27 protein-coding genes are annotated in these 26,013 nt (G+C 31.1%); 10 read left to right on the top strand and 17 right to left on the bottom strand.

Translation table 11 applies throughout. The features are described 5' to 3' along the window. Positions 1-87: 87 nt before the first annotated feature. Positions 88-1,014, bottom strand: a complete 927-nt coding sequence (locus ABNT61_RS12225; RefSeq protein WP_348743428.1) for a hypothetical protein — start codon at positions 1,012-1,014, stop codon at positions 88-90. Positions 1,015-1,116: 102 nt separating this feature from the next. Continuing rightward, positions 1,117-1,593 (bottom strand): hypothetical protein, encoded by a 477-nt coding sequence (locus ABNT61_RS12230; RefSeq protein ID WP_348743429.1) that lies wholly within the window; start codon positions 1,591-1,593, stop codon positions 1,117-1,119. An 80-nt stretch (positions 1,594-1,673) separates the two neighbouring features. On the opposite strand from ABNT61_RS12230, the gene ABNT61_RS12235 reads away from it, so the two are divergent. Further along, positions 1,674-2,783: an FAD-dependent oxidoreductase gene (locus ABNT61_RS12235; protein WP_348743430.1), complete on the top strand. Its 1,110-nt coding sequence runs from the start codon at positions 1,674-1,676 to the stop codon at positions 2,781-2,783. After that, positions 2,780-3,229 (top strand): 3-oxoacyl-ACP synthase, encoded by a 450-nt coding sequence (locus ABNT61_RS12240; protein WP_348743431.1) that lies wholly within the window; start codon positions 2,780-2,782, stop codon positions 3,227-3,229. Before ABNT61_RS12235 ends, ABNT61_RS12240 begins: the two co-directional genes overlap by 4 nt. Here ABNT61_RS12240 and ABNT61_RS12245 read toward each other — a convergent pair. The 4 genes from ABNT61_RS12245 to ABNT61_RS12260 form a co-directional block, all read right to left on the bottom strand. Continuing rightward, a complete protein-coding gene (locus ABNT61_RS12245; protein ID WP_348743432.1) occupies positions 3,213-4,145 on the bottom strand; it encodes an ABC transporter ATP-binding protein in 933 nt (310 codons plus the stop codon). The two genes, ABNT61_RS12240 and ABNT61_RS12245, sit on opposite strands and share 17 nt — an antisense overlap. 28 nt (positions 4,146-4,173) lie before the next feature. After that, positions 4,174-4,623 (bottom strand): hypothetical protein, encoded by a 450-nt coding sequence (locus ABNT61_RS12250; RefSeq protein ID WP_348743433.1) that lies wholly within the window; start codon positions 4,621-4,623, stop codon positions 4,174-4,176. Between the two features lie 93 nt (positions 4,624-4,716). Then, the gene (locus tag ABNT61_RS12255; protein ID WP_348743434.1) at positions 4,717-6,804 is read right to left on the bottom strand and encodes a M13 family metallopeptidase; all 2,088 of its coding nucleotides are present in this window, start codon (positions 6,802-6,804) and stop codon (positions 4,717-4,719) included. 11 nt (positions 6,805-6,815) lie between these two features. After that, complete coding sequence (locus ABNT61_RS12260) at positions 6,816-8,969, bottom strand: prolyl oligopeptidase family serine peptidase (protein ID WP_348743435.1); 2,154 nt, start codon at positions 8,967-8,969, stop codon at positions 6,816-6,818. A gap of 142 nt (positions 8,970-9,111) precedes the next feature. On the opposite strand from ABNT61_RS12260, the gene trxA reads away from it, so the two are divergent. From trxA to ABNT61_RS12275, 3 genes are all read left to right on the top strand, one after another. Beyond that, entirely contained in the window at positions 9,112-9,471 is a 360-nt protein-coding gene (trxA, locus tag ABNT61_RS12265) for a thioredoxin (protein WP_348743436.1), read from the top strand. A gap of 521 nt (positions 9,472-9,992) precedes the next feature. Next, entirely contained in the window at positions 9,993-10,964 is a 972-nt protein-coding gene (locus tag ABNT61_RS12270; protein ID WP_348710695.1) for a ribonucleotide-diphosphate reductase subunit beta, read from the top strand. Between the two features lie 94 nt (positions 10,965-11,058). Continuing rightward, complete coding sequence (locus ABNT61_RS12275) at positions 11,059-13,446, top strand: ribonucleoside-diphosphate reductase subunit alpha (protein ID WP_348710693.1); 2,388 nt, start codon at positions 11,059-11,061, stop codon at positions 13,444-13,446. Positions 13,447-13,516: 70 nt separating this feature from the next. Here ABNT61_RS12275 and ABNT61_RS12280 read toward each other — a convergent pair whose 3' ends face one another. Together ABNT61_RS12280 and ABNT61_RS12285 are read right to left on the bottom strand one after the other, a co-directional pair. Then, entirely contained in the window at positions 13,517-13,843 is a 327-nt protein-coding gene (locus tag ABNT61_RS12280; protein ID WP_348710691.1) for a hypothetical protein, read from the bottom strand. Continuing rightward, positions 13,836-14,357, bottom strand: a complete 522-nt coding sequence (locus ABNT61_RS12285) for a Panacea domain-containing protein (RefSeq protein WP_348710689.1) — start codon at positions 14,355-14,357, stop codon at positions 13,836-13,838. The genes ABNT61_RS12280 and ABNT61_RS12285 overlap by 8 nt, the downstream gene beginning before the upstream one ends. A 202-nt stretch (positions 14,358-14,559) precedes the next feature. On the opposite strand from ABNT61_RS12285, the gene ABNT61_RS12290 reads away from it, so the two are divergent. Beyond that, complete coding sequence (locus ABNT61_RS12290) at positions 14,560-15,897, top strand: deoxyguanosinetriphosphate triphosphohydrolase (RefSeq protein WP_348743437.1); 1,338 nt, start codon at positions 14,560-14,562, stop codon at positions 15,895-15,897. Positions 15,898-15,957: 60 nt separating this feature from the next. On the opposite strand, the gene ABNT61_RS12295 is transcribed toward ABNT61_RS12290, so the two are convergent. From ABNT61_RS12295 to ABNT61_RS12315, 5 genes are all read right to left on the bottom strand, one after another. Next, entirely contained in the window at positions 15,958-16,635 is a 678-nt protein-coding gene (locus ABNT61_RS12295; protein ID WP_348743438.1) for a hypothetical protein, read from the bottom strand. 1 nt (position 16,636) lies between these two features. Continuing rightward, the gene (locus tag ABNT61_RS12300; protein WP_348743439.1) at positions 16,637-17,242 is read right to left on the bottom strand and encodes a hypothetical protein; all 606 of its coding nucleotides are present in this window, start codon (positions 17,240-17,242) and stop codon (positions 16,637-16,639) included. A gap of 119 nt (positions 17,243-17,361) precedes the next feature. Then, complete coding sequence (locus ABNT61_RS12305) at positions 17,362-18,945, bottom strand: ELWxxDGT repeat protein (protein ID WP_348743440.1); 1,584 nt, start codon at positions 18,943-18,945, stop codon at positions 17,362-17,364. Positions 18,946-18,956: 11 nt separating this feature from the next. Further along, a complete protein-coding gene (locus ABNT61_RS12310; RefSeq protein ID WP_348743441.1) occupies positions 18,957-19,571 on the bottom strand; it encodes a hypothetical protein in 615 nt (204 codons plus the stop codon). Between the two features lies 1 nt (position 19,572). Continuing rightward, positions 19,573-20,331: a DUF4412 domain-containing protein gene (locus ABNT61_RS12315; RefSeq protein WP_348743442.1), complete on the bottom strand. Its 759-nt coding sequence runs from the start codon at positions 20,329-20,331 to the stop codon at positions 19,573-19,575. A 108-nt stretch (positions 20,332-20,439) separates the two neighbouring features. Between ABNT61_RS12315 and ABNT61_RS12320 the strand changes: the two genes are divergently transcribed. Beyond that, complete coding sequence (locus ABNT61_RS12320) at positions 20,440-20,988, top strand: sigma-70 family RNA polymerase sigma factor (protein WP_348743443.1); 549 nt, start codon at positions 20,440-20,442, stop codon at positions 20,986-20,988. Continuing rightward, positions 20,981-21,703, top strand: coding sequence for a tetratricopeptide repeat protein (locus ABNT61_RS12325; RefSeq protein WP_348743444.1), 723 nt, complete (start codon positions 20,981-20,983; stop codon positions 21,701-21,703). Before ABNT61_RS12320 ends, ABNT61_RS12325 begins: the two co-directional genes overlap by 8 nt. Here the strand turns inward: ABNT61_RS12325 and ABNT61_RS12330 are convergent, their stop codons facing one another. Beyond that, a complete protein-coding gene (locus ABNT61_RS12330) occupies positions 21,704-22,270 on the bottom strand; it encodes a DUF3109 family protein (RefSeq protein WP_348743445.1) in 567 nt (188 codons plus the stop codon). It abuts the gene before it with no gap. Between the two features lie 83 nt (positions 22,271-22,353). Here ABNT61_RS12330 and ABNT61_RS12335 point away from each other — a divergent pair, with 83 nt between their 5' ends. Then, a complete protein-coding gene (locus ABNT61_RS12335; protein ID WP_348710682.1) occupies positions 22,354-22,935 on the top strand; it encodes a MarC family protein in 582 nt (193 codons plus the stop codon). Beyond that, on the top strand, positions 22,935-23,549 hold the full coding sequence (locus ABNT61_RS12340) for an NAD(P)/FAD-dependent oxidoreductase (protein WP_348743446.1): 615 nt from the start codon (positions 22,935-22,937) through the stop codon (positions 23,547-23,549). The genes ABNT61_RS12335 and ABNT61_RS12340 overlap by 1 nt, the downstream gene beginning before the upstream one ends. Before the next feature lie 234 nt (positions 23,550-23,783). Here ABNT61_RS12340 and ABNT61_RS12345 read toward each other — a convergent pair whose 3' ends face one another. From ABNT61_RS12345 to ABNT61_RS12355, 3 genes are all read right to left on the bottom strand, one after another. After that, complete coding sequence (locus ABNT61_RS12345; protein WP_348710680.1) at positions 23,784-24,116, bottom strand: hypothetical protein; 333 nt, start codon at positions 24,114-24,116, stop codon at positions 23,784-23,786. A 352-nt stretch (positions 24,117-24,468) separates the two neighbouring features. Next, positions 24,469-25,146 carry a LytTR family DNA-binding domain-containing protein gene (locus ABNT61_RS12350; protein WP_348743447.1) on the bottom strand — a complete coding sequence of 226 codons (678 nt, stop codon included), beginning with the start codon at positions 25,144-25,146 and terminating at the stop codon, positions 24,469-24,471. Beyond that, positions 25,146-25,826, bottom strand: a complete 681-nt coding sequence (locus ABNT61_RS12355) for a histidine kinase (RefSeq protein WP_348743448.1) — start codon at positions 25,824-25,826, stop codon at positions 25,146-25,148. Before ABNT61_RS12355 ends, ABNT61_RS12350 begins: the two co-directional genes overlap by 1 nt. Between the last annotated feature and the right edge of the window lie 187 nt (positions 25,827-26,013).

Here is a 26,013-nt window from a genome sequence, read left to right on the forward strand (position 1 = left end):
GTTATAAAAAATAGAAAACCGCCTTCTGAGGAGGCGGTTTCTTGTGTTGGTTTTCAAAAAACCAACCAAAAATCAACTAACCAAACTTTATTTTAAAACTCTTCTAATAATCTTATTTCTTTTAATTTTAGTACGTTTTCTTCCACTATTCCTTACAGCTTCCTTCTTAACTTTTGAATCTCCTTTTTTATACAAGATAAATCCTCTTCCTGTGAAAACGTATGTTGTGTTACTACTTAGGTGAAATAGCTCTATTGTTCCATCATTAATAACGCTCAATTCAAATTCTTCAGTATCTCCTCCATCATAATAAAGTGTTAAAAACTTTAAGTCGTCATAATCTTGAATATCCTCTACTTTATAGCTACCTACATAGTCCCAATTAATTAGATCAACATTTGTGCCAAAATTATCTTGAGAAGAGTAAAACGTTGTGATATTTTCTGGAGTAAACTGTAAGAAGTGCTCACTATCAAATGGATTTGGAGTACCATTTGCTGCTCCAGTTCTTTCCCAAGCTACATACTCTTGCAAGAAATACTCAATATTGTCATAAAACAACATGTCATAATCGAAATTATTTCTTTGATATCCAACAAGGAAATAACTAGTATTGCTTTGTAAATCGTTTAATCTTATTTCGTTTGCAGATATTTGAATAACTTCAAAGCTGTAAGACCCATCTAAATCGTGACGAGTTTCTAATACTCCATCAACAAAAGTTCTATAGCTTCCAACATGAATTCCTAATCCATTTCCTGTTATTCCTATATCTACGATGTTATTATTTGCATATAAATCTCCGTTGAAAAAAGATACTGTGAATGCTTTCGATAAATATGGAATTTCAGCATTTCCTGTTGTTCTATGAAAATCTACATACCATAAGTCATATCCTCCAACAACCTCTTCTAATGAAACGAAGTTATCTACAATTGGCTCATCATTAACTACAACACATGAAGTTATCGAGACGGATAAAAATAGTGCGAAAAGTAATTTTAATGTTTTCATAAGTATCAGTTTTTACGGTTATACTAAGTACGTTTCAAAATGCATGCCAAAAAATAAAGCCGCTAATTTTAGCGGCTTTATTTTGATGTTTGAAATAGTTGTTTACTGCATCATTACTGGCTTTCCAGTCTTTACATTACCTATTTTAAAATACTTTGTTTTTTTACCTTCAATATAACTTATCACTGCTTCATTCTCTTTTAAAGTAAAAGGCATATCTTCCTTTTTTGTTGGAGCAGAATTCCCATACTCTTTACTTGCATCATTGTGCATTTGAGTATCATTTGAAACTGAGGTTGAATAAAAAATAGCAGAAACAACGTTCATTTTATTTTCTGTAAAAGTTCTAGTTTTAGCCTTCTTATTGTTATAAAACATACTATCGAACTTTATTTCTTTATCAGAAGAATATACAATTTTCACTTCAGTTCCTCCTGGAGAACCTGGTCTACCACCAATTCTTGAAACCGATGTTGCAGATTTAACATCGAAGGGAGCTGTGTTTTCTAATTTATAACTAGCACATTTTGTTAATGTAACTAATAAAAGTGGAAGTGAAAGTAATTTAAATAATTTCATATTTGTTGTTTTTCTTTTGAGTTTTCAAGATTTATACCAAAGTACAAATTTATATGAAACCTTTTTTATAGTTTTAATTTATGAATCAATTAAGTTATTGGGAAATTAAACAATGGTTTCAACAAGTGGATTTTACTATTGTTGGAAGCGGAATTGTAGGTTTAAATTGTGCATTATCTTTAAAAAAGAAGCAACCAAATGCCAAGATATTAGTTTTAGAAAAAGGAATGCTACCTCAAGGTGCTAGCACAAAAAATGCAGGTTTTGCTTGTTTTGGTAGTTTATCTGAATTGATTGATGATTTAAATTCTCATTCTGAAGAAGAGGTTGTAAATCTGGTAAGAAGAAGATGGGAAGGATTACAGTTTCTTAGGTCAAACTTAGGTGATGAAAACTTAGATTTTCAGCAAAACAAGGGATTTGAATTATTTGATAGTAAAGACTTGTATAATGAGTGTTTATCTAGAAAAGAAGAAATAAACAAATTACTACATCCTATATTTAAGTCTGATGTGTTTTCAGAAAGTACTAATGTATTTAAGTTCAAAAATGTAGAGGAGAATTATATTGTCAACCATTTTGAAGGCCAAATTGATACTGGTAAGATGATGTTCCACTTACTCAAGAAATGTCAGGAAAGTGGGATTAAGATATTAAATAATACTTCTGTGGATAATTTTGAAGACCATGGGAATCATGTATCCGTTCAAACTTCAGATATAACCTTTACTACGAATAAGTTAATGATTGCTACTAATGGTTTTGCGAAGCAGTTGATTGATCAAGAAGTGAAACCAGCTAGAGCTCAAGTTTTAATAACTAAACCTATTAAAAATCTTCATATAAAAGGAACTTTTCATTTAGAAAAAGGGTACTATTATTTTAGGAATATAGATGATAGAATTTTACTTGGTGGAGGAAGAAATTTAGATTTTAAAGCTGAGGAAACAACAGAATTTGCGTTAACAGAATTAGTTCAGAATAAATTAGACGAATTATTACAAACCACAATTTTACCAAATATAGATGCTGAAATTGATCACAGATGGACTGGCATTATGGGGGTTGGAACTCAGAAGAAAAGTATTGTAAAGCCAATTTCAGAAAATGTGTTTTGTGGAGTGAGATTGGGTGGAATGGGCGTTGCTATTGGAAGTTTAGTAGGGAAAGAATTAGCTGATTTGATATGAGTGTAAAAGAGCAACTTTTCAAAGAGTGTCAACTGTATGTTGAAAAACGCGAGCAAACCATTCGTGAAATCATGGCTTCAAACAAAAAGGCATTACTTTCTGAAACTAAAAGTTCAGCAGGTGATAAACATGAAACAGGAAGAGCTATGTTGCAATTGGAAATGGAAAAAGCAAGTCAACAAATAGGGGTAGTTCAACAAATGAAAGAAGTTTTACATCGAGTTAAAACCACTGAATCTTCAAAGGTTGTAAGACTGGGAAGTTTGGTTCAAACAGATAAAGCGAGGTATTACTTAACTATTAGTATTGGTCTTGTTTCAGTAAATGATGAGACGTATTTTGTGATTTCAAGTTCTTCTCCAATTGGGAAGTTATTGTTAGGAAAACAAGTAAATGATGTAATTCAATTTAACGGACAACAGATAAAAATTACTCAGATAGATTAAATTCTAAATGAATCTCCGAATTTATTTCAATTGCCATTGAGTTAGATAAGAATATTGGTTTTCCTTCTAATGTTACTTCAATTAACGAATAACTACCTTTAAAGTAATTGTTTTTAACAATCGCTTTATGTTCAGATTTGTCTGTTATTAAGATTTGATGAGGATATAACAACTTAAGCTCTCCATCAATTTCAATTTCATTTACATCATCAAATAAGGCAGCTACATATTTATGTTTAGGGAATTGATATAATTCACTTGGCTTTCCTTGAGCTAAAACTGCATGGTTTTTAATTACAATTAATTGATCTGAAAAAGAAAGTGCATCGCTACCATCATGAGTAGCAACAATACAAGCGATATTCTTTTCCTTTAAATATTGAAAAAGTTTTCTGCGTAGTGAGTTTTTCTTGAAGTTATCAATTTGACTAAAAGGTTCGTCTAATAAAAGTAGCTCTGGTTCTTTGGCTAATGCTCTTGCAATGGCAACTCGCTGTTGTTGTCCACCGCTCAACGTTTTTACTTTTACATTGGCAAATTCTTCCATTTCAATAACCTCAAGAAGTTCTTGAGTTCTTTGTTTGGCTTCTTCTGGAAAGAAACGAGATAAAAACTTTGAGATATTTTCTGCTACTGTTGTGAAAGGCATTAAATCGAAGTTTTGAGGAACGTATTTAAAGAATTCCATCCCAGGAACTAAATGGTATTCTGGACCTAAAATTTGATGATCATTCCAAAACAATGTTCCTTCATTTACATCTAATAAACCATAAATTACCTTAAGTAAAGTAGATTTTCCACAACCACTTTCTCCCATAACACTCAAATGCTCCCCTGGTTTTAAAGAAAGAGTTATATTGTTAAGTGTAGGTTTTTCTTTATCGTATGAGAAAGAAATGTTATTTACTTGTAGCATAACAGCAAAAATATGCAAACAAAATAAGTTAATCTCTTGAAAGAAGAGCTTTATCTATTGAGCAAATAAATTCATTGGAATATATTCGTTTTTGATGTGTGATTGAGTAAAATGAGAATCTAGATTTTACTTTAAAATTCCCATTTGAAACCTTGAAATTATAAGTGATTTTTTCTTTTGGTGCTAGGACAATATTATTTTCTTGTCTTTGGTTTTTATGTAATAAGGTATTCGCACATTTTACAATCTGTTGTTTCGAAATATTATATGAGATCCATTTACCCATATAATAAATTTGAAAGTTTGGTTTTCCATTATAATAGCTTACCTTATTTTTTGAAGAGTTGGAAAGAACTACAGTAATGTTGTTTTGATTTTTAACTTCAGAAGTAGCGGTTAATGAAACCTTATTTGAATTAGTTTGTGCAAAACTAAATTGAATAGCTAAAAGAATTAAAATGCGTAAGAATTGTCTCATATTTTAGTAAGACGATTTACACTAAAAATTGTTCCAAAAAAATAACCGATACTTTCGCATCGGTTATTTGTGAAAAATATTTTGAATAATATATTACCAGATTTTAACTCTATCTTCTGGTTTTAAATACATTTTATCACCTTCTTTAATATCGAAAGCTTTGTAGAAAGCATCAACATTCTTTAAAGGTACATATGCTCTAAAGTTTCCAGGAGAGTGAGGATCTGTTTTAATCTGATTTTTAATCGCTTCTGGACGTGCTTTAGTTCTCCAAATTGTTCCCCATGAAAGGAAGAAACGTTGTTCTGGAGTAAACCCATCAATTTCACCTGGACGACCATTTTTATCTAAGAAGATTTGTAATCCTTCATATGCAGCATTAACACCACCTAAATCACCAATGTTTTCTCCTAATGTGAATGTACCGTTTACGTGAACATCATCAATAGCAACTAACGCATCATATTGTCCGATTAAAGCTTTACCTTCTGCAGTAAACTTTTCTAAATCTTCATCAGTCCACCAGTTGTTTAAATTTCCGTCGGCATCAAAACGAGCTCCAGAATCATCAAAACAGTGAGAAATTTCATGTCCAATTACAGCACCAATTCCACCATAATTTACAGCTTCATCAGCTTGGTAATTGTAGAAAGGTGGTTGTAAAATAGCAGCTGGGAAAACAATCTCATTATTTACTGGGTTGAAGTAAGCATTTACCGTTTGAGGAGACATTCCCCATTCAGTTCTATCAACTGGTTTACCTAATTTAGCCATATCTTTATCGTAGTTCCATTTAGAAACATTAATTGCATTTTCAAAATAGCTTCCTCCTTGTTTTACGCCTTTTACTTGTAAAGCTGAGTAATCTTTCCATTTATCAGGATATGCAATTTTCACAGTTAAACGGTGAAGTTTTTCTAAAGCTTTTTGCTTTGTAGAGTCACTCATCCAAGACAATCCTTTGATACGCTTTTCAAAACCTAACATTACATTGTCAATCATTTCCTTAGCCTTTTGCTTAGCTTCTGGTGGGAATTTTTTGTCAACATATAATTTACCTAAAGCTTCACCAATAGAACCATTAACCGAAGCTAATGCTCTTTCGTTACGTGGTCTTTGAGCTTTAGCTCCTCTTAAGTCTCTACTATAAAACTCCCAGTTAGCAGTTTCTAAATCTGTAGATAATAATCCTGCTGCTCCATTGATTGCATTCCAACGTAAAAGTGTTTTCATATCTTCAACAGAACGTTCTGTGAAAATAGTATTGAAAGCTTTAAAATAATTAGGATCTGTAACGATTACCTTATCAATATTAGCAACTCCAATTCCTTTTAAGTGCGCATCCCAATCAATAGCTGGAGCTAAAGTTTGTAATTCCTCAACAGACATTGGGTTGTACATCTTTCTTGTATCACGTCTGTCTTCTTTTGTCATCATTGGTTTTGCTAAGCTGCTTTCAAAAGCAACAACAGTTGCTGCATTTTTTGTAGCAGTAGCCTCATCATCTCCTAATTTTTGGAACATTTTAGCTACAAAACCTTCGTATTTTTTTAGTTTCCCTTTTGTATCCTCATCTTCATCAACATAATAATCTCTAGATAATCCAAGTCCACCAGACCCTAAATAACCAGCATTAATTTTACTGTCTTTTAAATCATTGAATACACCAAAACCATAGAATGCACCACCACCATATGGAGCCATATTGGTAATATAATCTTCTACGTCTTTTTTAGTTTTGATTTCATCAATTTTAGCTAAATAAGGCTTTAATGGATCTAATCCTTGACTATTACGAGCAACAGTATCCATAATACTTTCGTAATAATTTACAGCTTTTTGCTGATCGCTATCAATTTCATTTCCTTGAGTATCCTTAATTTTTGGGAAATTACCTTGTTCAATAGCTTCGTTTAAAATTGTTAAAACATCAGCATCTGTTTGTTTACGTAATTCTCCAAAACCACCCCATCGAGTTCTATCGGCTGGAATTTCAGTTTTATCTAACCAAGAACCATTTACGTATCTAAAAAAGTCGTCTGATGGTTTCACAGACGTGTCCATATTCTCAAGTATAATACCTGGAATTTTTTCCGCGGTTTCGGCTTTTTCAGTTTTACATGCCGTAATACCTAAAGAGGCTACAGCAGTAAAAAGTAAAGCTTTTTTAAGTGTAATCATTATGAATTAATTTAAGGCTTAATTTTTTCTATTTTAGGGTTTGGTAAATCTTCAAATCCCATATTGTGTAATGTAAATCCGAAAATATCGGCATATTGTTCAATGGTTTTAGCAACAGGAGTACCCGCACCATGACCAGCATTTGTCTCTATTCTAATTAAAACAGGATTATCTCCTTTTTGTTTGTCTTGTAATTCAGCAGCAAACTTAAAACTATGAGCAGGAACTACTCTATCATCATGATCTCCTGTAGTAACCATTGTAGCAGGATATTCTACTCCTTCTTTTACATTATGAACTGGAGAGTATGCTTTAAGATATTCAAACATTTCTTTGCTGTCTTGAGCTGTACCATAGTCATAAGCCCAACCTGCACCAGCTGTAAATGTATGGTAACGTAACATATCTAATACTCCAACTGCTGGCAAAGCCACTTTCATTAAATCTGGACGTTGCGTCATAGTTGCACCAACTAATAATCCTCCATTAGACCCTCCTCGGATTGCTAAGTAATCAGATGAAGTGTATTTGTTTTCAATTAAAAACTCAGCAGCCGCAATAAAGTCATCAAATACATTTTGCTTTTTCATTTTTGTTCCAGCATCATGCCATTTTTTTCCATATTCACCACCACCACGTAAGTTCGGTACAGCATACACTCCACCTTGTTCCATCCAAACTGCATTGGCAATACTAAAGCTTGGTGTTAAGCTGATATTGAATCCTCCGTACCCGTATAAAATTGTTGGGTTTTTACCATTTAATTCTAACCCTTTTTTGTAGGTAATAATCATAGGAACTTTTGTTCCGTCTTTTGAAGTATAAAATACTTGCTTACTTTCAAAGTTGTCTGAGTTAAAAGAGATACTAGGTTTCCAGTATAACTCATATTTTCCATCGTTTGGATTGAATTTGTATGATGAACCAGGTGTATTATAATTTGTAAAAGAGAAGTATAGTTCTTTAGCATCTTTCTTACCACCAAAACCTCCAGCAGAACCAACTCCTGGTAATTCGATTTCTCTTATTAGTTTACCATCATAATCATATTGTAATACTTTTGAAACTGCATCTACCATATACTTAGCAAAGAAATAGCCGCTACCAGTAGAAGCGCTTAGTACATTCTCTGTTTCAGGAATAAAATCTTTCCAATTTTCTGGAATCGGATTTGATGCGTCAACTGTAACTACTTTTTGATTAGGAGCATTAAGATTTGTAACTAAATAAAGTTTAGAATCTTTATTAGCTGCTACATAAGTATCACTATCAAAGTTGTTGATGACAGTAGTGAATTTACTATTTGGTTTAGATAAATCCTTAATAAAAAGTTTGTTTCCAGAGGTAGATGTTGAAGCAGAAACAACTAAGTATTTATCATCATCAGTTAAGTATCCACCAACATATCTGTGTTTTTCTTCAGGAGTTGCTCCAAATATGATTTCATCTGATTTCTGAGACGTTCCTAACTTATGGTAGTACAACTTGTGTTGATCTGTTTTTGCAGAAAGTTCACTTCCTTTAGGTTTGTCATAACTTGAATAATAAAATCCTTCGTTACCTTTCCAAGAAATTCCAGAGAATTTTACATCGACTAAAGTATCTTCTTTAATCTTCTTAGATTCAACATCCATGATGATTATTTTCCTCCAGTCACTTCCACCTTCAGAAATTGCATAGGCAACGGTTTTTCCATCTTTAGAAAAACTAACACTACTCATAGAAGTTGTTCCATCTTTAGCAAACGTATTTGGGTCTAAGAAAACTTCTTCTTTTTGATCTTTGTCTTTTCTATATAAAACATAATGATTTTGTAAACCATTGTTTTTATAAAAATAAGTGTAATCACCTTCTTCAAATGGAACACCTACTTTTTCATAATTCCAAAGTTCAGATAAACGTTCTTTAAGTTGAGCTCTGTATGGTATTTTATCAAGATAATCGAAAGTAACTTCATTTTCTGCTTTTACCCAGTTTTCAGTTTCCTTACTTCTATCATCTTCTAACCATCTATAGTTATCGGTAACTTCAGTTTCAAAATAAGTGTCTACAACAGGTTGTTTTGTTGTTTCAGGATAGTTCAAGTCAATATTTTTTTTAGGAGATTCAGTCTTACAGGCAGTTAGAAGCACTGCTGCAAGTGCAGTTAAGACTAATTGTTTCATAATATATTAGGTTAATCTTTTCAAAATTAGATTAAAAAATGATAGAATTGTTACAATTTAAGAGGTTTTTAACATAAAAGAATAGATTTGTAATGTTATAAAATTATATCGTCTAACAATTTGAAAACATATTTATAAAACAATGACAGAATTATTAACTAGGAGTGAATTCGTAGAGAAAATATTTGACTATGAGAATAAAAAAGAATGGGACTTTCAAGGAGACGTTCCAGTTTTAATAGATTTTTACGCAGATTGGTGTGGACCATGTAAAATGTTAGCTCCTGTATTAGAACAGTTAAGTGATGAGTATGAAGGAAAAGTAAAAATTTATAAAGTTGATACTGAAGCAGAGCAAGAACTTTCTGCTGTATTTGGTATTCGCAGTATTCCTTCTATGTTGTTTGTTCCAGTAGGAGAAGACCCACAAATGGCGCATGGAGCACTTCCAAAAAACCAAATAGAAAAGATCATTTCGGATGTTTTAAAAGTATCTAAATAATGTTAAACTAATGATAATAAGTAGCAAATAATATAAATAGATATACAAACTATAAAACAATAGTTTACCAATCACACAAAAAACCCAACCATTTATACAAAATGCAATTGAGAGGTTTGAAGATGTCTATATATTTGCTGCGTACTTTTATGTATTCAACATTTACACAATCATAAATCGTAATATTGGGGATTATTCGAATTATGGAATCAAAAACGACGTTTCTCAGACGTCGTTTTTCTTTTTTACAAACTTTTTTACTTGCAACTTTTTTATAACTTTTTCTTCAAACTAGAATCCTAGCAAAATTAACTACTTAGCGAAAATTGATGCTTCTAATTATTTGAAAAACAAGAAAATAACGCTAGTCTGTAAAAGTGTTAAAATTAGAAGAATTTTATCATTTTGTTAAAAACTTCAAGGAGTTTGTGGAAAAGTATGGCTTTATTTTAGTCATAAAATTTCCAATCTTTGTACTTCCCCCCAAAAGAGAAAAAAAAACACGAAATTTAAATTATCAGATGGCTACTATAGAACCTATTTTACAAGAAAACAAGGACAGATTTGTTATTTTTCCAATCCAACATGACGATTTGTGGGAATGGTATAAAAAACAACAAGCATGTTTTTGGACTGCCGAAGAAATAGACTTACACCAAGATTTAGACGATTGGAATAATAAGCTTTCTGATGATGAGCGTTATTTCATTAAACACATTCTTGCATTTTTTGCTGCATCTGATGGTATTGTTAATGAAAACTTAGCTGAGAACTTTGTAAATGAGGTACAGTATAGTGAGGCGAAATTCTTTTACGGATTTCAAATCATGATGGAAAATATTCATTCTGAAACATATTCTTTATTAATTGATACGTATATTAAAAACGATGAGGAAAAAAATAGACTTTTTAAAGCTATTGAAGTTTTCCCAGCAATTAAAAAGAAGGCAGAGTGGGCATTAAAATGGATAGAATCTGATTCTTTTGCAGAAAGATTAATTGCTTTTGCTGCTGTAGAAGGAATTTTCTTCTCAGGATCGTTCTGTTCAATATTCTGGTTAAAGAAAAGAGGGTTATTACCAGGATTAACATTTTCAAACGAATTAATTTCAAGAGACGAGGGAATGCACTGTGATTTTGCCGTGCACTTACACAATAATCATCTAGTAAATAAAGTTTCTAAAGATAGAATTAAACATATTATTATTTCTGCTTTAGATATCGAAAGAGAGTTTATTACTGAATCTTTACCGGTTAGTTTAATTGGTATGAATTCAAAATTAATGACTCAGTATTTAGAATTTGTAACAGACAGATTATTGTTAGAATTCGGTTGTGAGAAAGAATACAATGCAACAAATCCTTTTGACTTTATGGAAATGATTTCTTTAGAAGGAAAAACAAACTTCTTCGAAAAGAGAGTTTCTGAATATCAAAAGGCAGGAGTTAAATCAGGGGGAACGGGCTCAATCAGTTTTGATGCTGATTTTTAAGCTCTACTATATATAAAATATCAACAAATAAAATAATTAAAATCTTGAGGGAATTTTTTCCCTTAGGGCTAACCTATATAAAACCAAAATTCATATGTATGTAGTAAAAAGAGACGGGAGAAAAGAACCTGTGATGTTCGACAAGATCACAGAGAGAGTAAAAAAGATGTGTTACGGATTAAACAAAATTGTTGATCCAGTGAAAGTTGCAATGCGAGTTATTGAAGGTTTATATGATGGAGTTACGACTTCTGAATTAGATAACTTAGCCGCTGAGGTAGCAGCAACAATGACAACTGCACATCCTGATTATGCAAAATTAGCAGCAAGAATAGCCGTCTCCAACTTACATAAAAACACCAAAAAGTCGTTCACTGAAACTATGACCGACTTATATGAATATGTAAATCCACGTACAGGAAAAAAGGCTCCATTACTTGCAGATGATGTATATGAAATCATCATGAAGAATGCTGATAAGTTAGACTCAACTATTATTTATAGTAGAGATTTTAATTATGATTATTTTGGTTTTAAAACTTTAGAGCGTTCTTATTTATTAAAGTTAAATGGACAAATTGCTGAAAGACCTCAGCAAATGTTAATGCGTGTTTCTATAGGTATTCACAAAGAAGATATTGACGAAGCGATTGCTACATACGAGTTAATGAGTAAGAAATACTTTACTCATGCTACACCAACATTATTCAATTCTGGTACACCAAAACCTCAAATGTCATCTTGTTTCTTATTACAAATGCAAGATGATAGTATTGATGGTATTTACAATACATTAAAGCAAACAGCAAAAATTTCTCAGTCTGCAGGAGGAATAGGATTATCTATTCATAATATCCGTGCTACAGGAAGTTATATTGCAGGAACAAATGGAACATCAAATGGTATTGTTCCTATGTTACGTGTATTTAATGATACTGCTCGTTATGTAGATCAAGGAGGAGGAAAGCGTAAAGGATCTTTCGCTATGTATTTAGAGCCTTGGCATGCAGATATCTTTGATTTCTTAGATTTAAAGAAAAACCATGGTAAGGAAGAAATGCGTGCACGTGATTTATTCTATGCAATGTGGATTTCTGATTTATTTATGAAGCGTGTTCAAGAAGATGGAAATTGGACGTTAATGTGTCCTCACGAGTGTCCTCATTTATATGATACATACGGAGAAGAATTTGAGCGTTTATATACAAGCTACGAACAAGCTGGTAAAGGAAGAAAAACAATCAAAGCTCGTGATTTATGGGAGAAAATATTAGAATCTCAAATTGAAACAGGTACACCGTACATGTTATATAAAGATGCTGCAAACCGTAAGTCTAACCAAAAGAATTTAGGAACAATTCGTTCTTCAAATTTATGTACGGAGATTATGGAATATACAGCAGAAGATGAGGTTGCTGTATGTAACTTAGCTTCTATTGCTATTCCAATGTTTGTTGCAGAAGATGAAAACGGAAACAAATTCTTTGATCACCAAAAGTTATTTGATGTAACTAAAAAGGTAATCAGAAACTTAGATACGGTTATTGATAGAAACTACTATCCAGTTGTTGAAGCTGAAAACTCTAACATGCGTCATCGTCCAGTTGGATTAGGTATTCAAGGATTAGCAGATGCATTTATCATGTTACGTTTACCGTTTACAAGTGAAGAGGCTAAGAAGTTAAACCAAGAGATTTTTGAAACACTATACTTTGCATCTGTAACTTCTTCTATGGAAGTTGCAAAAGCAAAAGGAGCGTATTCAACTTACGAAGGATCACCAATGTCTCAAGGAGAATTCCAACACAATATGTGGGGAATTAATGATGATGAATTAAGTGGACGTTGGGATTGGAAAGCGTTACGTAAAGAAGTTAAAAAGCACGGAGTTAGAAACTCATTATTAGTTGCTCCAATGCCAACAGCTTCTACATCTCAAATTTTAGGAAATAACGAAGCTTTCGAACCATATACTTCTAATATTTATACACGTAGAGTATTATCTGGTGAGTTTATTGTTGTAAATAAACACTTATTAGAAGACTTAGTGGAGCTAGGATTATGGAATAACGATATGAAAGAAGATATCATGCGTGCAAATGGATCTATCCAGCATATTGATATCATTCCACAAGACTTAAAAGATTTATATAAGACAGTTTGGGAAATGAGTATGAAAGATATTATCGATATGGCTCGTCATAGAGGATACTTCATCGATCAATCTCAGTCGTTAAACTTATTTATGAAAGATCCTGATTTCGGAAAATTAACTTCTATGCACTTCTATGCATGGCAGAGTGGTTTAAAAACAGGAATGTATTATTTACGAACTAAATCTGCAGTAAACGCAATTCAGTTCACGTTATCTAAAGATAAAAAACAAGAAGAAGACAAGCCAATGAGCCCAGAGGAATTCAAGGCAATGGTTGATGCTTCTAAAAATGCAGGACCAGATGATTGTTTAATGTGTGGTTCTTAATTAGAGTTAAATTAAAAGGGAAAAAAAGAGAAGTCATTTGACTTCTCTTTTTTATTTTATGTTGTTATGATTATCTAAATAAGTATCGCATTACTAAAATAAAAATACCTACTATACTTGCTAAAGAAGAAGTAATTAATGATATTAAAACTGTATTGTCTAATACAAAACCAGTGTTTTTAGAAAACCCTGCGATTGTAATTATAATCAGAATTGCAGATGTAAAACTACTTAGAAACACAAAGGTTTTAGAAGCATATTTTTTACGTTCTTCTCTATCTTGAATTCTATCAGAAATTTCTTGTTGAGTAAGATTAATATTTAAATCAATATCGTTTGCATTTACTCTAGAGTTATCTGCTTTTTTTAGTAAATCATCTAAGTCTGAATTATTCACTTTCTAAAGAGTTCTTTAAACTGGTTATAAACTTATCATAGTATCTCTTAATCAATCGATTATCGATAATGTTATTCTCGCCTAGAGCATAGGTTAAACTCCATGGTGTACCTGGTCTATGTGTAGAAATAACTAAATCTTCAGCAGATGTGTTTTTGTATAAATTCCAAGTTAACTTAACGATTTTTTTATCATCTTCTGTAGTTAATTCTGGTTCGGAAGAATGTGTCCAATTACTATCTAAAATTACTGATTTAGTTGTAATAGGATCCGATTTAAAATGCTTGAACTCATGATAAATACTAGGAATAACGGGTCCGTATTTCCAAGCTTCTATTTTATCATCACTAAAAACAGGACGTTCCAATAAAGCTAAAGAAAGACCTTGAGCAATGTACATTAACTTTCCTAATTTCATATTAGTAACTTCTATACCTGTTTCGTTAGAAAGTTTAATAAATTCATTAGCAACTGAACTCGCTGTCCCCATAGGATTGATAATCTGTTTAGACAAATTTAATAACAATTTTTTGGTTTTTTCAATTTCGCAGTAACAAAGCTAGCATTTTTAGGCTAAAAATCAAACAGTTAAAATGCTTTGATTTTCAATTATTCAAGAGATATTTATAATGTCAATTTATAAGAATAGAATAAAAAGTTTAAATAACTTTGCTAGATATTGATTTTTAGATTACTTACATCAGAAACTATATAGAATGAACTGGGAACAACTACTTTCTTTAAAAAGATTTGGAGATACACATAAGAGAACTAGAGCAACACAAGATGAAACCCGTTTGGGATTTGAAGTGGATTTTGATCGAATTATATTTTCATCGGCATTTAGAAGTCTTCAAGACAAAACTCAAGTAATTCCATTATCTAAAACAGATTTTGTTCACACACGTTTAACGCATAGTTTAGAAGTGTCTGTTGTGGGAAGGACTTTAGGAAGAAGAGTTGGAAAAGAATTACTGGATCGTCATCCAGAATTAAAATCATTAGGATATACTTTTAATGATTTTGGAGCAATTGTAGCTGCGGCATGTTTAATGCACGACATCGGAAATCCACCGTTCGGTCATTCTGGAGAAAAGGCAATTGGAGAATATTTTAAAACAGGGAAAGGCTTACAGTACAAATCAGAATTAACTGAAAAGCAATATCAAGATTTGGTTGATTTTGAAGGTAATGCAAACGGATTGAAAATTGTTACTGAAAGTAAGGAAGGAACACCAGGTGGTTTGCGTTTATCTTATGCTACGCTTGGAGCGTTTATAAAGTATCCTAAAGAGAGTTTGCCAAAGAAACCAACATCACATATCTCTGATAAGAAATACGGCTTCTTTCAATCTGAAAAAGAAACATTTTTAGATGTTGTAGAAGAGCTAGGAATGTCAAAAAAGCAATCAGATGGAATTGCATATTATCGTCATCCTTTGGCGTATTTAGTGGAAGCAGCAGATGATATTTGCTATACCATTATTGATTTTGAAGATGGAATTAATCTTGGTTTAATTGATGAAGAGTATGCTTTAGAGTATATGATTAAGTTGGTGAAAGATACTATTGATATCAAAAAATACCATTCACTAAAACATAAGAAAGATAGAGTTAGTTATTTAAGAGCACTTGCTATTGGAGTATTAATTAACGAAGCAGTAGATTTATTTTTAGCTCATGAAGATGAAATTTTAAAGGGAACTTTTAATAAAGCATTACTAGATAAGTGTAAGTATGAAGCGCAAATGAATGACATTATTAAGATAAGTATTGAGAAGATTTATCGAAGTAATGATGTTATTGAAAAAGAAGTTGCGGGATACAAGATTATTGCTGATTTGTTAGATGTTTTTGTTACTGCTTTGAATAATAAGTTCACTGGAAATCAATCGAATTTTGATAGGTTAGTTTTAAATCTTTTACCAGAAGAATATCAGCTTGTTAAAGATGATTTATATGATAGAATTTTACAAACATGTAGTTATGTAGCAAGTCTTTCTGATGGTTATGCAATTCGATTACATAAAAAGATTTCAGGGAACGTTATTTAGTTGTTTGAATATAGTCATCCCAAAAAAAGGATGACCATAATCAAAAACAAATTAGGTTTATCACCATTTAAAAACCGTATTATTTTCATCGGTTTTTTGACCACTTCCATTTTCTAACCATTCGTAAATTACACCAGTATCATAAGTAATTTTTCCTGACCTATTATTTTTGTTAATAGTAAATGTAGTTTTCTCTGGAGTCATTAACTCAAGTATTAAATTACTTGAATCTGTAATTTTCCATGATAAAGAAACGGGAGATCCCGTATCTACAAAAAACACACCATTTTGTTCATTTGAAGATGTGTATCCTTTTATTGCATCTAAGGTTGTGTCACCAGCAGTAACATTGTAAACAAAATTAAATTTATCTATTCCTCTAGTGATATTATATTTTACAACCACAGAACTATTAATAAAGAAACCAAACCAATTGTAACTCTCTTCATTCTCGGTAATTTTTGAAGAAATAGCATTTTCAGGAACTTTTAAATACGTTAGTAATTGCCCAACAAGATCCACGAAAAAATCAAACTCTGCTTTCACTTCTTTTGCATTTTCATTTGTGTTAGATATAAGTGGCTCTGGAAGTTTTACATTAATAATGTTTTCTGTAAGGTTTCGAGTGACTAATTCACGTAAAGCAGTATTATCTTGTGGTGATTCGTTGTCATTATTGCAAGAGTTGAATAGTAAACCAACACTAAAAAGTATGGTATATAGAATTAATTTTCTCATGTTATAGAATTAATTTTTTTTGTTCAGCGATAAAACTCACTTTAATTGTTGTATTGATTTCAAAAGAACTATTATCATCGTTAATGATTTTCATTTTTATAGTTTCTTCAAATTGAGCTTTTACCTTTCTTTTATTGTAGACAACTTCTTTTTCCCAAGAAGATAACTCTAGTATTTCTGTTGGGGTACAACCATTAAAGTCAGCTCTAATTTCTTTATAGCTAAATTTATTATCGGTATCTCTAAAGAATAAGCTTCCGCACCCATTAGTGAATTGTTTTGAGTTTAATTTGCCAATTATCAGTTCTCCTTCAATTGATCTTCTGAAATTATTTAAAATTAAATTAGTCTCATTTTCTATGTTTTTAAACTCAAAACTTGTATAATCAGTGTTTAAATCTCCATCAATATTACTTTGAATATCATCTTTGATTTCTTTAAAAATATGCTTTCCTGTATGAGGCCCATCTAAGAATTCAATAGATAGTTGTAAATCATCAGTGATTTCTTGATTTGTACCATTTTGATCGGTTATTATTTCATCATTTTTACTGCAGGAGAAAAGAAATAATAGTAGACCAACAATGTATAAATTAAAATTTTTCATCTGGTTTAATTTTCGGTTCTTAAGTATTAATGTTTGATGTTTTAAAAGGTTAACATTTAGAATAAAAAAACCCAACTCTTAAGAGTTGGGAGGAACAGTAGAAACAGATAATACTATAATTACTCTACTATTAACCTTTTAGTAAAAGAAGAGGATTCAGTTTTTATGTTAACAATATAAATTCCTGCATTTAAGTTTTTAATGGATGTAGTAATTTCATTATGATTGACATCTTCTTTCAAGACAAGTTTACCTGTAATTGTATAAAATGCTATTTGATTTATGTTTGTACTGTTATTCGAGGTTATAGTTATTTTATCTGAGGCGGGGTTAGGGTAATAGATAATAGATTTGGAATTATACTTATCGTCTTTAATAGAAAGGGTAGAATTAACAGTATATTTCCATAAATCATAACCAGAACTGGTATAGTTCCCAGCTAAATAAAGTTCATTTTTAAAGCAAAATAGTTCAGTAGGAGTACTAATAAAAAAAGGTTCATTTGTAGCTGAATTGGGTTTTATTTTAGTAGCATTACCTGTAGTGTCAAATTCGAACAATGCATTTTCATTTCCATCATAAGCGCGGAAATACATTTTGTCGCCGCAATTACAAAAGGCTGTTGGGGCACCACTAATTGATCCTGGAGTAACATCTTCAGATAAAATAGTAGAACCATTTCTTCTAACATATAATTCTATTCCAGTTTCTGGTTTACTTGCAGTAAAGTATAATCCATTATTATATTCTATTGCAGGAGAAAATCCACCACTTCCACTACCATCATAAATATCAACTACTCTTTGGACGGCATTAGTAGTTAAATTATATCTATGCATCTCTATTCCTTTATTATCATCTGATTCAGCTTGAAAAAATAAACTTTCGCTATACACAACAAACTTTGCAGGGTTACTTGATAGATCATCTGTACTATTATCTTCTACTAATTCTGTACCTGATGAAGTACCGTCTGTTTTCCATAATTCATTACCATTCTGAATATCTGAAGCTGCAAAGTATATTTTACCTTTATATTCTATAAAATGCATTGGATTAGAACCATCCATCCCGAACTGATTAATGTCTTTAATCATTTCTGTTCCTGCTTCAGTGCCGTCAGATTTCCAAAGTTCCTTACCGTTTATACCATTATTTGCTGCAAAAATAACTTCGTTGTTGTAAGCGATTATTTGAGAATTAAATTGCAACGAGTTTGAAGTTCCTGGGTTAATATCTTTTACCATTTCTGTTCCAGCTTCAGTTCCATCAGATTTCCAAAGTTCTTTACCATTTGTATTATTTCCTGCAACAAAAAACAACAAGTTATTACTTACTGTTAGCTTTCCTTCTGGTGTAACTTGAGCAACTATTTCTGTACCAATTTCGGTTCCATCAGTTTTCCAAAGCCCACCAGTTGCAGTAAAATATAATACTCCATTAAACGGAATAAAGTTTCTTGGGTTAGAACTTCCATTCGGATTTAGATCTTTTATTTTGGACGTTCCTGTTTGTGTTCCGTCTGTTTTCCATAACTCAACTCCATCCGCATCTTTTGCTTGAAAGATTAAAATTCCATTAAATTCAGTAAAATATTTTGGTTGAAAATCTCCTGATGTATTAAAGTCAAATAACTCAAATGACTGTGCATTACCAGAAAAAATAATAATTAGAAGGAAACTAAATAGTGTAATCGTTCTCATAATCAATGATTTTATAATTTAGACTGATTTGCTAAGAATTCAACCCTAACTTTAGTTTGAATAATTTCTTGAGAACCATCGTCATTTGTAATTTCAAAAGAGATGTTATCAGAAAATTTACCAGCTACTTTTCTTCTAAACTTCACAGTTCCTTTTTTCCAAGGAGTTACTTGTGTAATTTGAGTAGTTGAACAACCAGTAAAGTTCCCATCAATTCTTTTATAGGCTTGATTGTTTTTTAAGTCGATAAAATTTAAATGTCCACAACCTTCAGTATATTTTTTGGTAGTTTGATTTCCTACGGATGCATCACCCATGAAACCTCTGGAAATAGTATGGATTTGAATGCCATTTTCAGAAACGATTTTTGAAGAGTTTAAAGTGCTTACTCCATCATGATAGCCAACATTTATCTGACTTAAATAATCGCCTTTTGCAGGTGTAAAGATATGAGTTCCTTGAAACGGCCCACCTTCGAATGTAATTTTAATATAAGGTTTCTTCTTTGCTATATTATCAATAGCGTTTCCTGTTTTTGATGACGTTTTTGCAATTGATTCTGGAGCTTTATCTTTTGGACAAGAACTTAATAATATTAAGGAAAATAAGTATATAATTGTTTTCATTTTAAAACATCGATTTATAGTCGTTAGATTTTATTTTCACTTTTTTATCTTTTTCGATATTCACAACTTTAATATTGGCTTTTTCTCCGTCATTTGAAGTGTAGTTTAATTCTAAAATAAACCCTTTAAGTTTTGTGTCTTTGGTCATTCCAAGTAATGGAGCATATTTTGATTTTATCGGGAACTTTTTGGTGATCCAAATAGAAGCTTCTCCTTCATCATTTGAATAGATATATTCATGACATTCATATCCCAAGATTTCTTTAGTTTTTCCTGATTTACTAAATTCTCCATGTTCTGTTGGTACCTTATCTGTATTATCGAATTCTAAAGTATTGTTCTCTTTCTTAATCTTCATTCCACTTACATCCATAAAAGAAATTACTTTCGAAGGAGTAATAACATTATAAATTTGATTGGTTTTGTCCACCTTCATTTCCATACAAAATACCTCAGCATCTTTGTGAAATAACAAATTGAATTTTGCTGTTTCATTGGTTTCATTTGAAGCTTCTACGGTAACACTTCCTTTAAACTCAAAAGTATCTTTACCCTTCTTTTTTGTTTTGTTGGGTTTGTCATCGAGAGCTTTATCCATGGCCTTATCAGCCTTTTGATCTATTTTATCAAGGGTTTTATTTTCTGCTTTATTTTGTAATCTTTTGGTTACTTTTTTCCAAAATTGAGCATTTGATTGTATTGGGTTAAATGCTAATAATCCAATAATTAAAGTCGTTCTGAATAATTTTTTTGTGATCATAATACTATCTGTTTTTTTATCTTAATGAGAACAAATGGAAAAGGTTAACATTCGTGTTTAAATTTTTTTATTAAGATTTTTGTTTACTTTTAAAAAAAATAGTCACTAATGAATGATAGTGAGAAGTCTTTATTAATTAGTAAAGGAGACACTAAAGCATTAAAAGAGTTTTACCTAGAGCATAGAGATGCATTCTTAGAATTCGGAAAAAAGTACGTGAGTTCTAATGAAGATGTCTTAGATGTGTATCAAGATGCAATTATTGCTTTTCAGGAGCAAGCTATGAGAGGTAAAACAGAAAACTTAACCTGTTCGCTTAAAACATATTTATTCGGAATAGGAAAGTATATGCTTTATGAAAAGAATAGAAAGCGAAATAAAGAAGTCAATCTATCACATGATAATATTGAAGATGATTATGATGTTGTAAAAGTAGATATTGATGATGCAGATGGAGTAGTAAGTTTACAGCAAAAAGCAATTGAAAAAGCAATGGCTAGTTTAGGTAAAAAATGTAGAGAAATTCTGACGTTGTTTTATTACAACAACCTAACGATTGATGAGATAAAAGAGTATTTGAATTACGATAATAAGAACGTTGTTAAAAGTCAAAAATCGAGGTGTTTAAAACAATTAAAATCAACAATAAATGGATAAGTTTTCACTAATAGAAAAGTATTTCGAGGGAACTTTATCTGTTTCTGAACAAGAGGAATTTGATAAGTTTTTAGATACTGATGTAGAATTTAAGAAGGAATTTGAATTTCAGAAAGATGTTCAAAACGCAATTCGAAAAAATACGAAGCTTGACTTGAAAGAAGAGTTAAAAGCTTTAGAGAAAGAATCTTTCCCTAGAAAGGATAAAAAGAAGTACTCACAATATTTAAAGATAGCTGCTTCCGTTGTAGTGTTGTTATCAGTAGGTATTCACTTTTTATTGAACAGCAATACTGTAAATTCAGAAGCTATTTACGAAGAGCATTTCGCTCCGTTTGAAAATGTAGTTCGTCCTATTGTTAGAGGAGAAGAGTCAGAGGATAAAGAGTTTAAGGCATTTTTGAGTTACGAACAACAAGCGTATAAAAAAGCGTTGGTATTATTTGATGAGTTATATTCTAAATCAAAAAAAACACATCTTTTATTGTACAAAGCGAATTGTTTGTTACAGCTAAATAATACTGAACAAGCTATTGAGAGTTTAGAAGACTATCTTAAAACAGAAAATGCATATGCGGATAAAGCACATTGGTATTTAGGTTTGTCAAACCTTAAACTTGGAAATACAGAAAAAGCCAAAGAGAACTTTAAGCAATTACAAGAATTAGGAACTTACAAGAAGAATACAGTTGATGAAATTCTAAATGAGCTATAGTTACTTTCGCTCTTCTGCGATTTTTTCTAATCCCATATACCAGTTTTCACCAAACTTACGTATCAAAGCTTCCTTTACAAATTCGTAAACCGGAACTTGCAATTCTGCTCCTAATGAACAAGCATCATCACAAATATCCCATTTGTGGTAATTTACTGCAGAAAACTCCGAGTAATCTTTTACACGTACTGGGTATAAATGACAGGAAACAGGTTTTTTCCAGTCTACAATTCCTTTGTTATAAGCTTCTTCAATTGCACAAAGAGCAGTTCCTTTATCGTCAAAAATAACGTAAGCACATTCGGCATGATTCACTAAAGGAGTTTCTAATTCTCCAAAATCACTAGTAACCCAAGTACCATTTGCTTCAATGGAATCAATTCCTTCTTGTCTTAGAAAAGGTTTAACCTTAGGATAAATTTCCTCTAAAATTTTGGTTTCCTCTTTATCTAAAGGAGCACCAGCTTCTCCTTCTACACAACATATTCCTTTACATGCAGATAAGTTGCACACAAAGTCTTTCTCTATAATATCTTCTGATACGATTGTCTTTCCTAACTGAAACATGACGCAAAAATAAAGTTATTTTTATTACATTTAATTCAATTAAATATACTTTTGACATTTATTAATTCAAAAACTAATAAGAGATGAATTTTGATCTTAATGAAATATTTACGGCGTTTATGGTTCTTTTTGCTGTAATCGATATTGTAGGAAACATTCCAATTATTATTGATTTACGAAATAAAGTTGGTCATATACAATCAGAAAAAGCTTCAGTTATTGCTGGTTTTATAATGATTTTATTCTTGTTTGTAGGGCAACGTTTATTAGGTTTAATTGGTATTGATGTAAACTCTTTTGCAGTTGCAGGTTCATTCATTTTATTCTTCATTGCTTTAGAAATGATACTAGGAATAACCTTATATAAAGAAGATGAAGATCAAGCATTAAACGCAACAGTTTTTCCATTAGCATTCCCTTTAATTGCCGGGCCTGGTAGTTTAACTACGTTATTATCGTTAAGAGCGGAATTTGATTTAATGAACATCATTATCGCAGTACTATTAAATGTTCTTGTGATATATGTGGTATTAAAAACATCTTCTCGAATTGAAAAAATGATTGGTAAAAACGGAATTGCAATTATTAGAAAGATTTTTGGAGTAATACTTTTAGCAATCGCTGTAAAACTTTTCGCTGCAAATATTAAAATGTTATTAGCTTAATGATATACGATACTTTAGTAATTGGAGGTGGAGTTGCGGGAATGCAGTGTGCTTTAGTTTTAGGATCTGCACACAACAAACCATATGCAAAGGATAAAAAAACTGGTGTAATAATGCATCAAAGAGCTTCACATTTGCAAGACGCTTTGTTCAATAATGTTTTAGGTTTATCTGCTGGAACTTTAGGAAGAGATATTTTAACTGAGGGAAAAGAGCAGTTACATTCGTTGTATCCTGAAGTAGATCAAATCGAAAATGAGAAAGTAATCTCAGTTTTAGATCATGAGAATGGATATAAAGTTACCACCAATAAAAATGAATATGTGACGAAGATTGTGGTGGTTGCATTGAATTATGCAAAGCCATTCACAATTGCAGGATTGGAACAATATATAGAAAGACACTCTAGAGCAAATCCAATGAAGGATAGAATTCAATTGCGAAACTTTAATCACTTGATAAAAGAAGGATTGTATTGTTGTGGAACTATTGCGGGTTGGAGAAGCCAGTTTGCAATAGCCGCAGGAAGTGGAGCTAGCGTAGCCACAGATATTCTCACATTATGGAATGATAATATTGCCACGAAAGTGCATGATAAAGTGAAAGCTGAGTAGAAATACTCAGCTTTCTTAGTTTAGTTAGACAAAACCACTTCATTCCCCCGAAAAAAAGGTTTTCTAAACCGTTTTTAAAATTAATACAGATTTAAAGTGATGTTGCTCAAAATACCTTAAGTGTAATGAGTATTGGAATAAGTGTGTTTGCTATTGGCATTAGTGATTATAAGAAATAAAAAAAGCCATCTACTATGTAGATGACTTTTAGACTTATAAAAACTTTTGTTTGCCTTATTGAGGCTTAACTACTTTTAAAGGCATAGAGTAAACTTTACCTTTCACGATAAATTTATTAGTAATTACGTGGTAGTTTAATTTGTTCTTTACATATGCTTCTACGTCAGCGCTATCAGTATCAACAGTTAATACGATAACTTCTCCTTTATTATTAATAGTAAACTCAACATTAGCAGTTAAATCTTGGTTTAACTCGATGTTTGCTTTACCTAATAATTTAATGATCTCTGTTCTTAACTCAGACTTGATTACCTCAGCTGGTCTTTCGTTATTTGCGAAAATACTAGTACTTAATGTGATTGCTAATAATAAAACTAACTTTTTCATTCTAATTCTATTTTATTGATTTTGGGTTTATTTTTTTGTTTGTTAATTACACTCCAAAAGTAGTATGAGCATCATTATTTTTGACTATTGAAAATGTTAATAAATCGTCTACTTTTAGTCAGATTTTGTTAAAGTTCTCTAAAAATTAACATACTCAAAACATTGAATTATTCTCATTTAAATAGCTTTATTATTAAGAAATAATCATGTAAAACAGTAAATACGGCTCTTTTAATACGATATATTCAAATTAAAAAAATGAAAAATTTAAAAATCAAGGTTAATTTAAGGTTAGTTTTGACCAAAAAATGGACGTCAGATTTACGTCAATTGAAGAATATTTCTTGCAATTTTAAGAGTTAAATTTCTTCATGAAATTAGGCTTAAAAGTTCTTCCTATCGGAATCTTAATTTCACCCATGCTAATTTCATTTCCAGCAATTTTATCAATATGATTTAGATTAATTATGTAAGACTTATGAATTTGAATAAAATCATCAGTCAATTTGGAGTTCCAGTTTTTTAATGAGTCGATAAAAACGTATTTCTTTTGTAGTGTCACAAAGGTGAGATAGTTTCTATCTGATTCTATAAAAAGAACATCACTAAGTAAAATCTTATGTAAGGTTTTATCAATATTTAGGAATACATGATTATTTGGTTTTACTTCTTGTCTATTAATAATGTGTTCAACCTTATGAATGGATTTTAAAAAACGATCGAACGAAAATGGTTTTACTAAGTAATCTACAATAGTGGGAAGCTCGAAACTGTCAACTGCATAATTTGGGTATGCAGTCGTAATAATAACTTGTGGTGGATTTTTAATGGTTTTGATAAAATCAATCCCAAGAATATCAGGAAGGTTAATATCTAAAAAAAGAAAGTCAACTTCATTTTCCTTTAGAAAAGTATTTGCATCAAGAGCAGTTTGAAAAGCAGCTACCAATTTTACATCAGGAATTTTCTTAAGAAAATTCTTAAGAAGGTTTTGTGCGGGAAGTTCGTCTTCAAGAATAATACAAGTCATCATATTAAATTTAGCTTTAAACTTACCTTAAATGTACCTTCTTTATTTACCTTAAATTCATGCTGATTTTGATAAAGTAAATTCAACCTCTTCTGTAAGTTTTTTAAACCAATAGCTTCTCGTTTAGAAACAGCCGAATCCGAGAAACTATTTTCACAAGTACATAGTAATGTATCATTCTTTATTTCAATATGAATACGAATTGTACTATTAGGAGTACTATGTTTGAACGCATTCTCAATTATAGTAATCAATAATAATGGTGCAATCTGATACTGAATAGAGTTAATACTTTTGGTATATGCTATCTCTTTAATTCCTTGAGTACGTATTTTCTGAAAATCAATATAATTATCAATATACTGTAGTTCTTTTTGTAAAGGAATAAAGTCAGAGTTACTTTCATACAGAACGTGCTTTAAATTATCAGATAATTTCAGAATTAAATCAGGTGTTTGATCTGGTTTTTCAATGGCATATGAATAGATAGTATTCAAATTGTTGAATAGTACATGCGGATTTATCTGTGATTTAAGAAACTTTAATTCGAGTTCTGTTCGTTCTTGTAATGCGGTTTCAATTTCCTTTTCTCTATCCAAATATTTGAACAGAATCCAAACAAATGAAAAGAAGAATAGAGGAACAAGAGTTTGCCATAAATAATCGCTTAAACACTTCATAAATGAACAGCCACAGCGCGTAAAAACATTACAATAGAGTTGTGTTGCTAAAAACGAAATAAGAATAAACAATAGGGCGTATACGATATATTGTTTCTTTTTTACAAAGTATGGTAAGAGTATTAAGTTATTGGCATAAACTATAAATACTAATATAGATAGATATTGTAAAAAAGGATTTTCAGAC

Source organism: Tenacibaculum sp. 190524A05c (assembly GCF_964036595.1).
GTDB lineage: Bacteria > Bacteroidota > Bacteroidia > Flavobacteriales > Flavobacteriaceae > Polaribacter > Polaribacter platacis.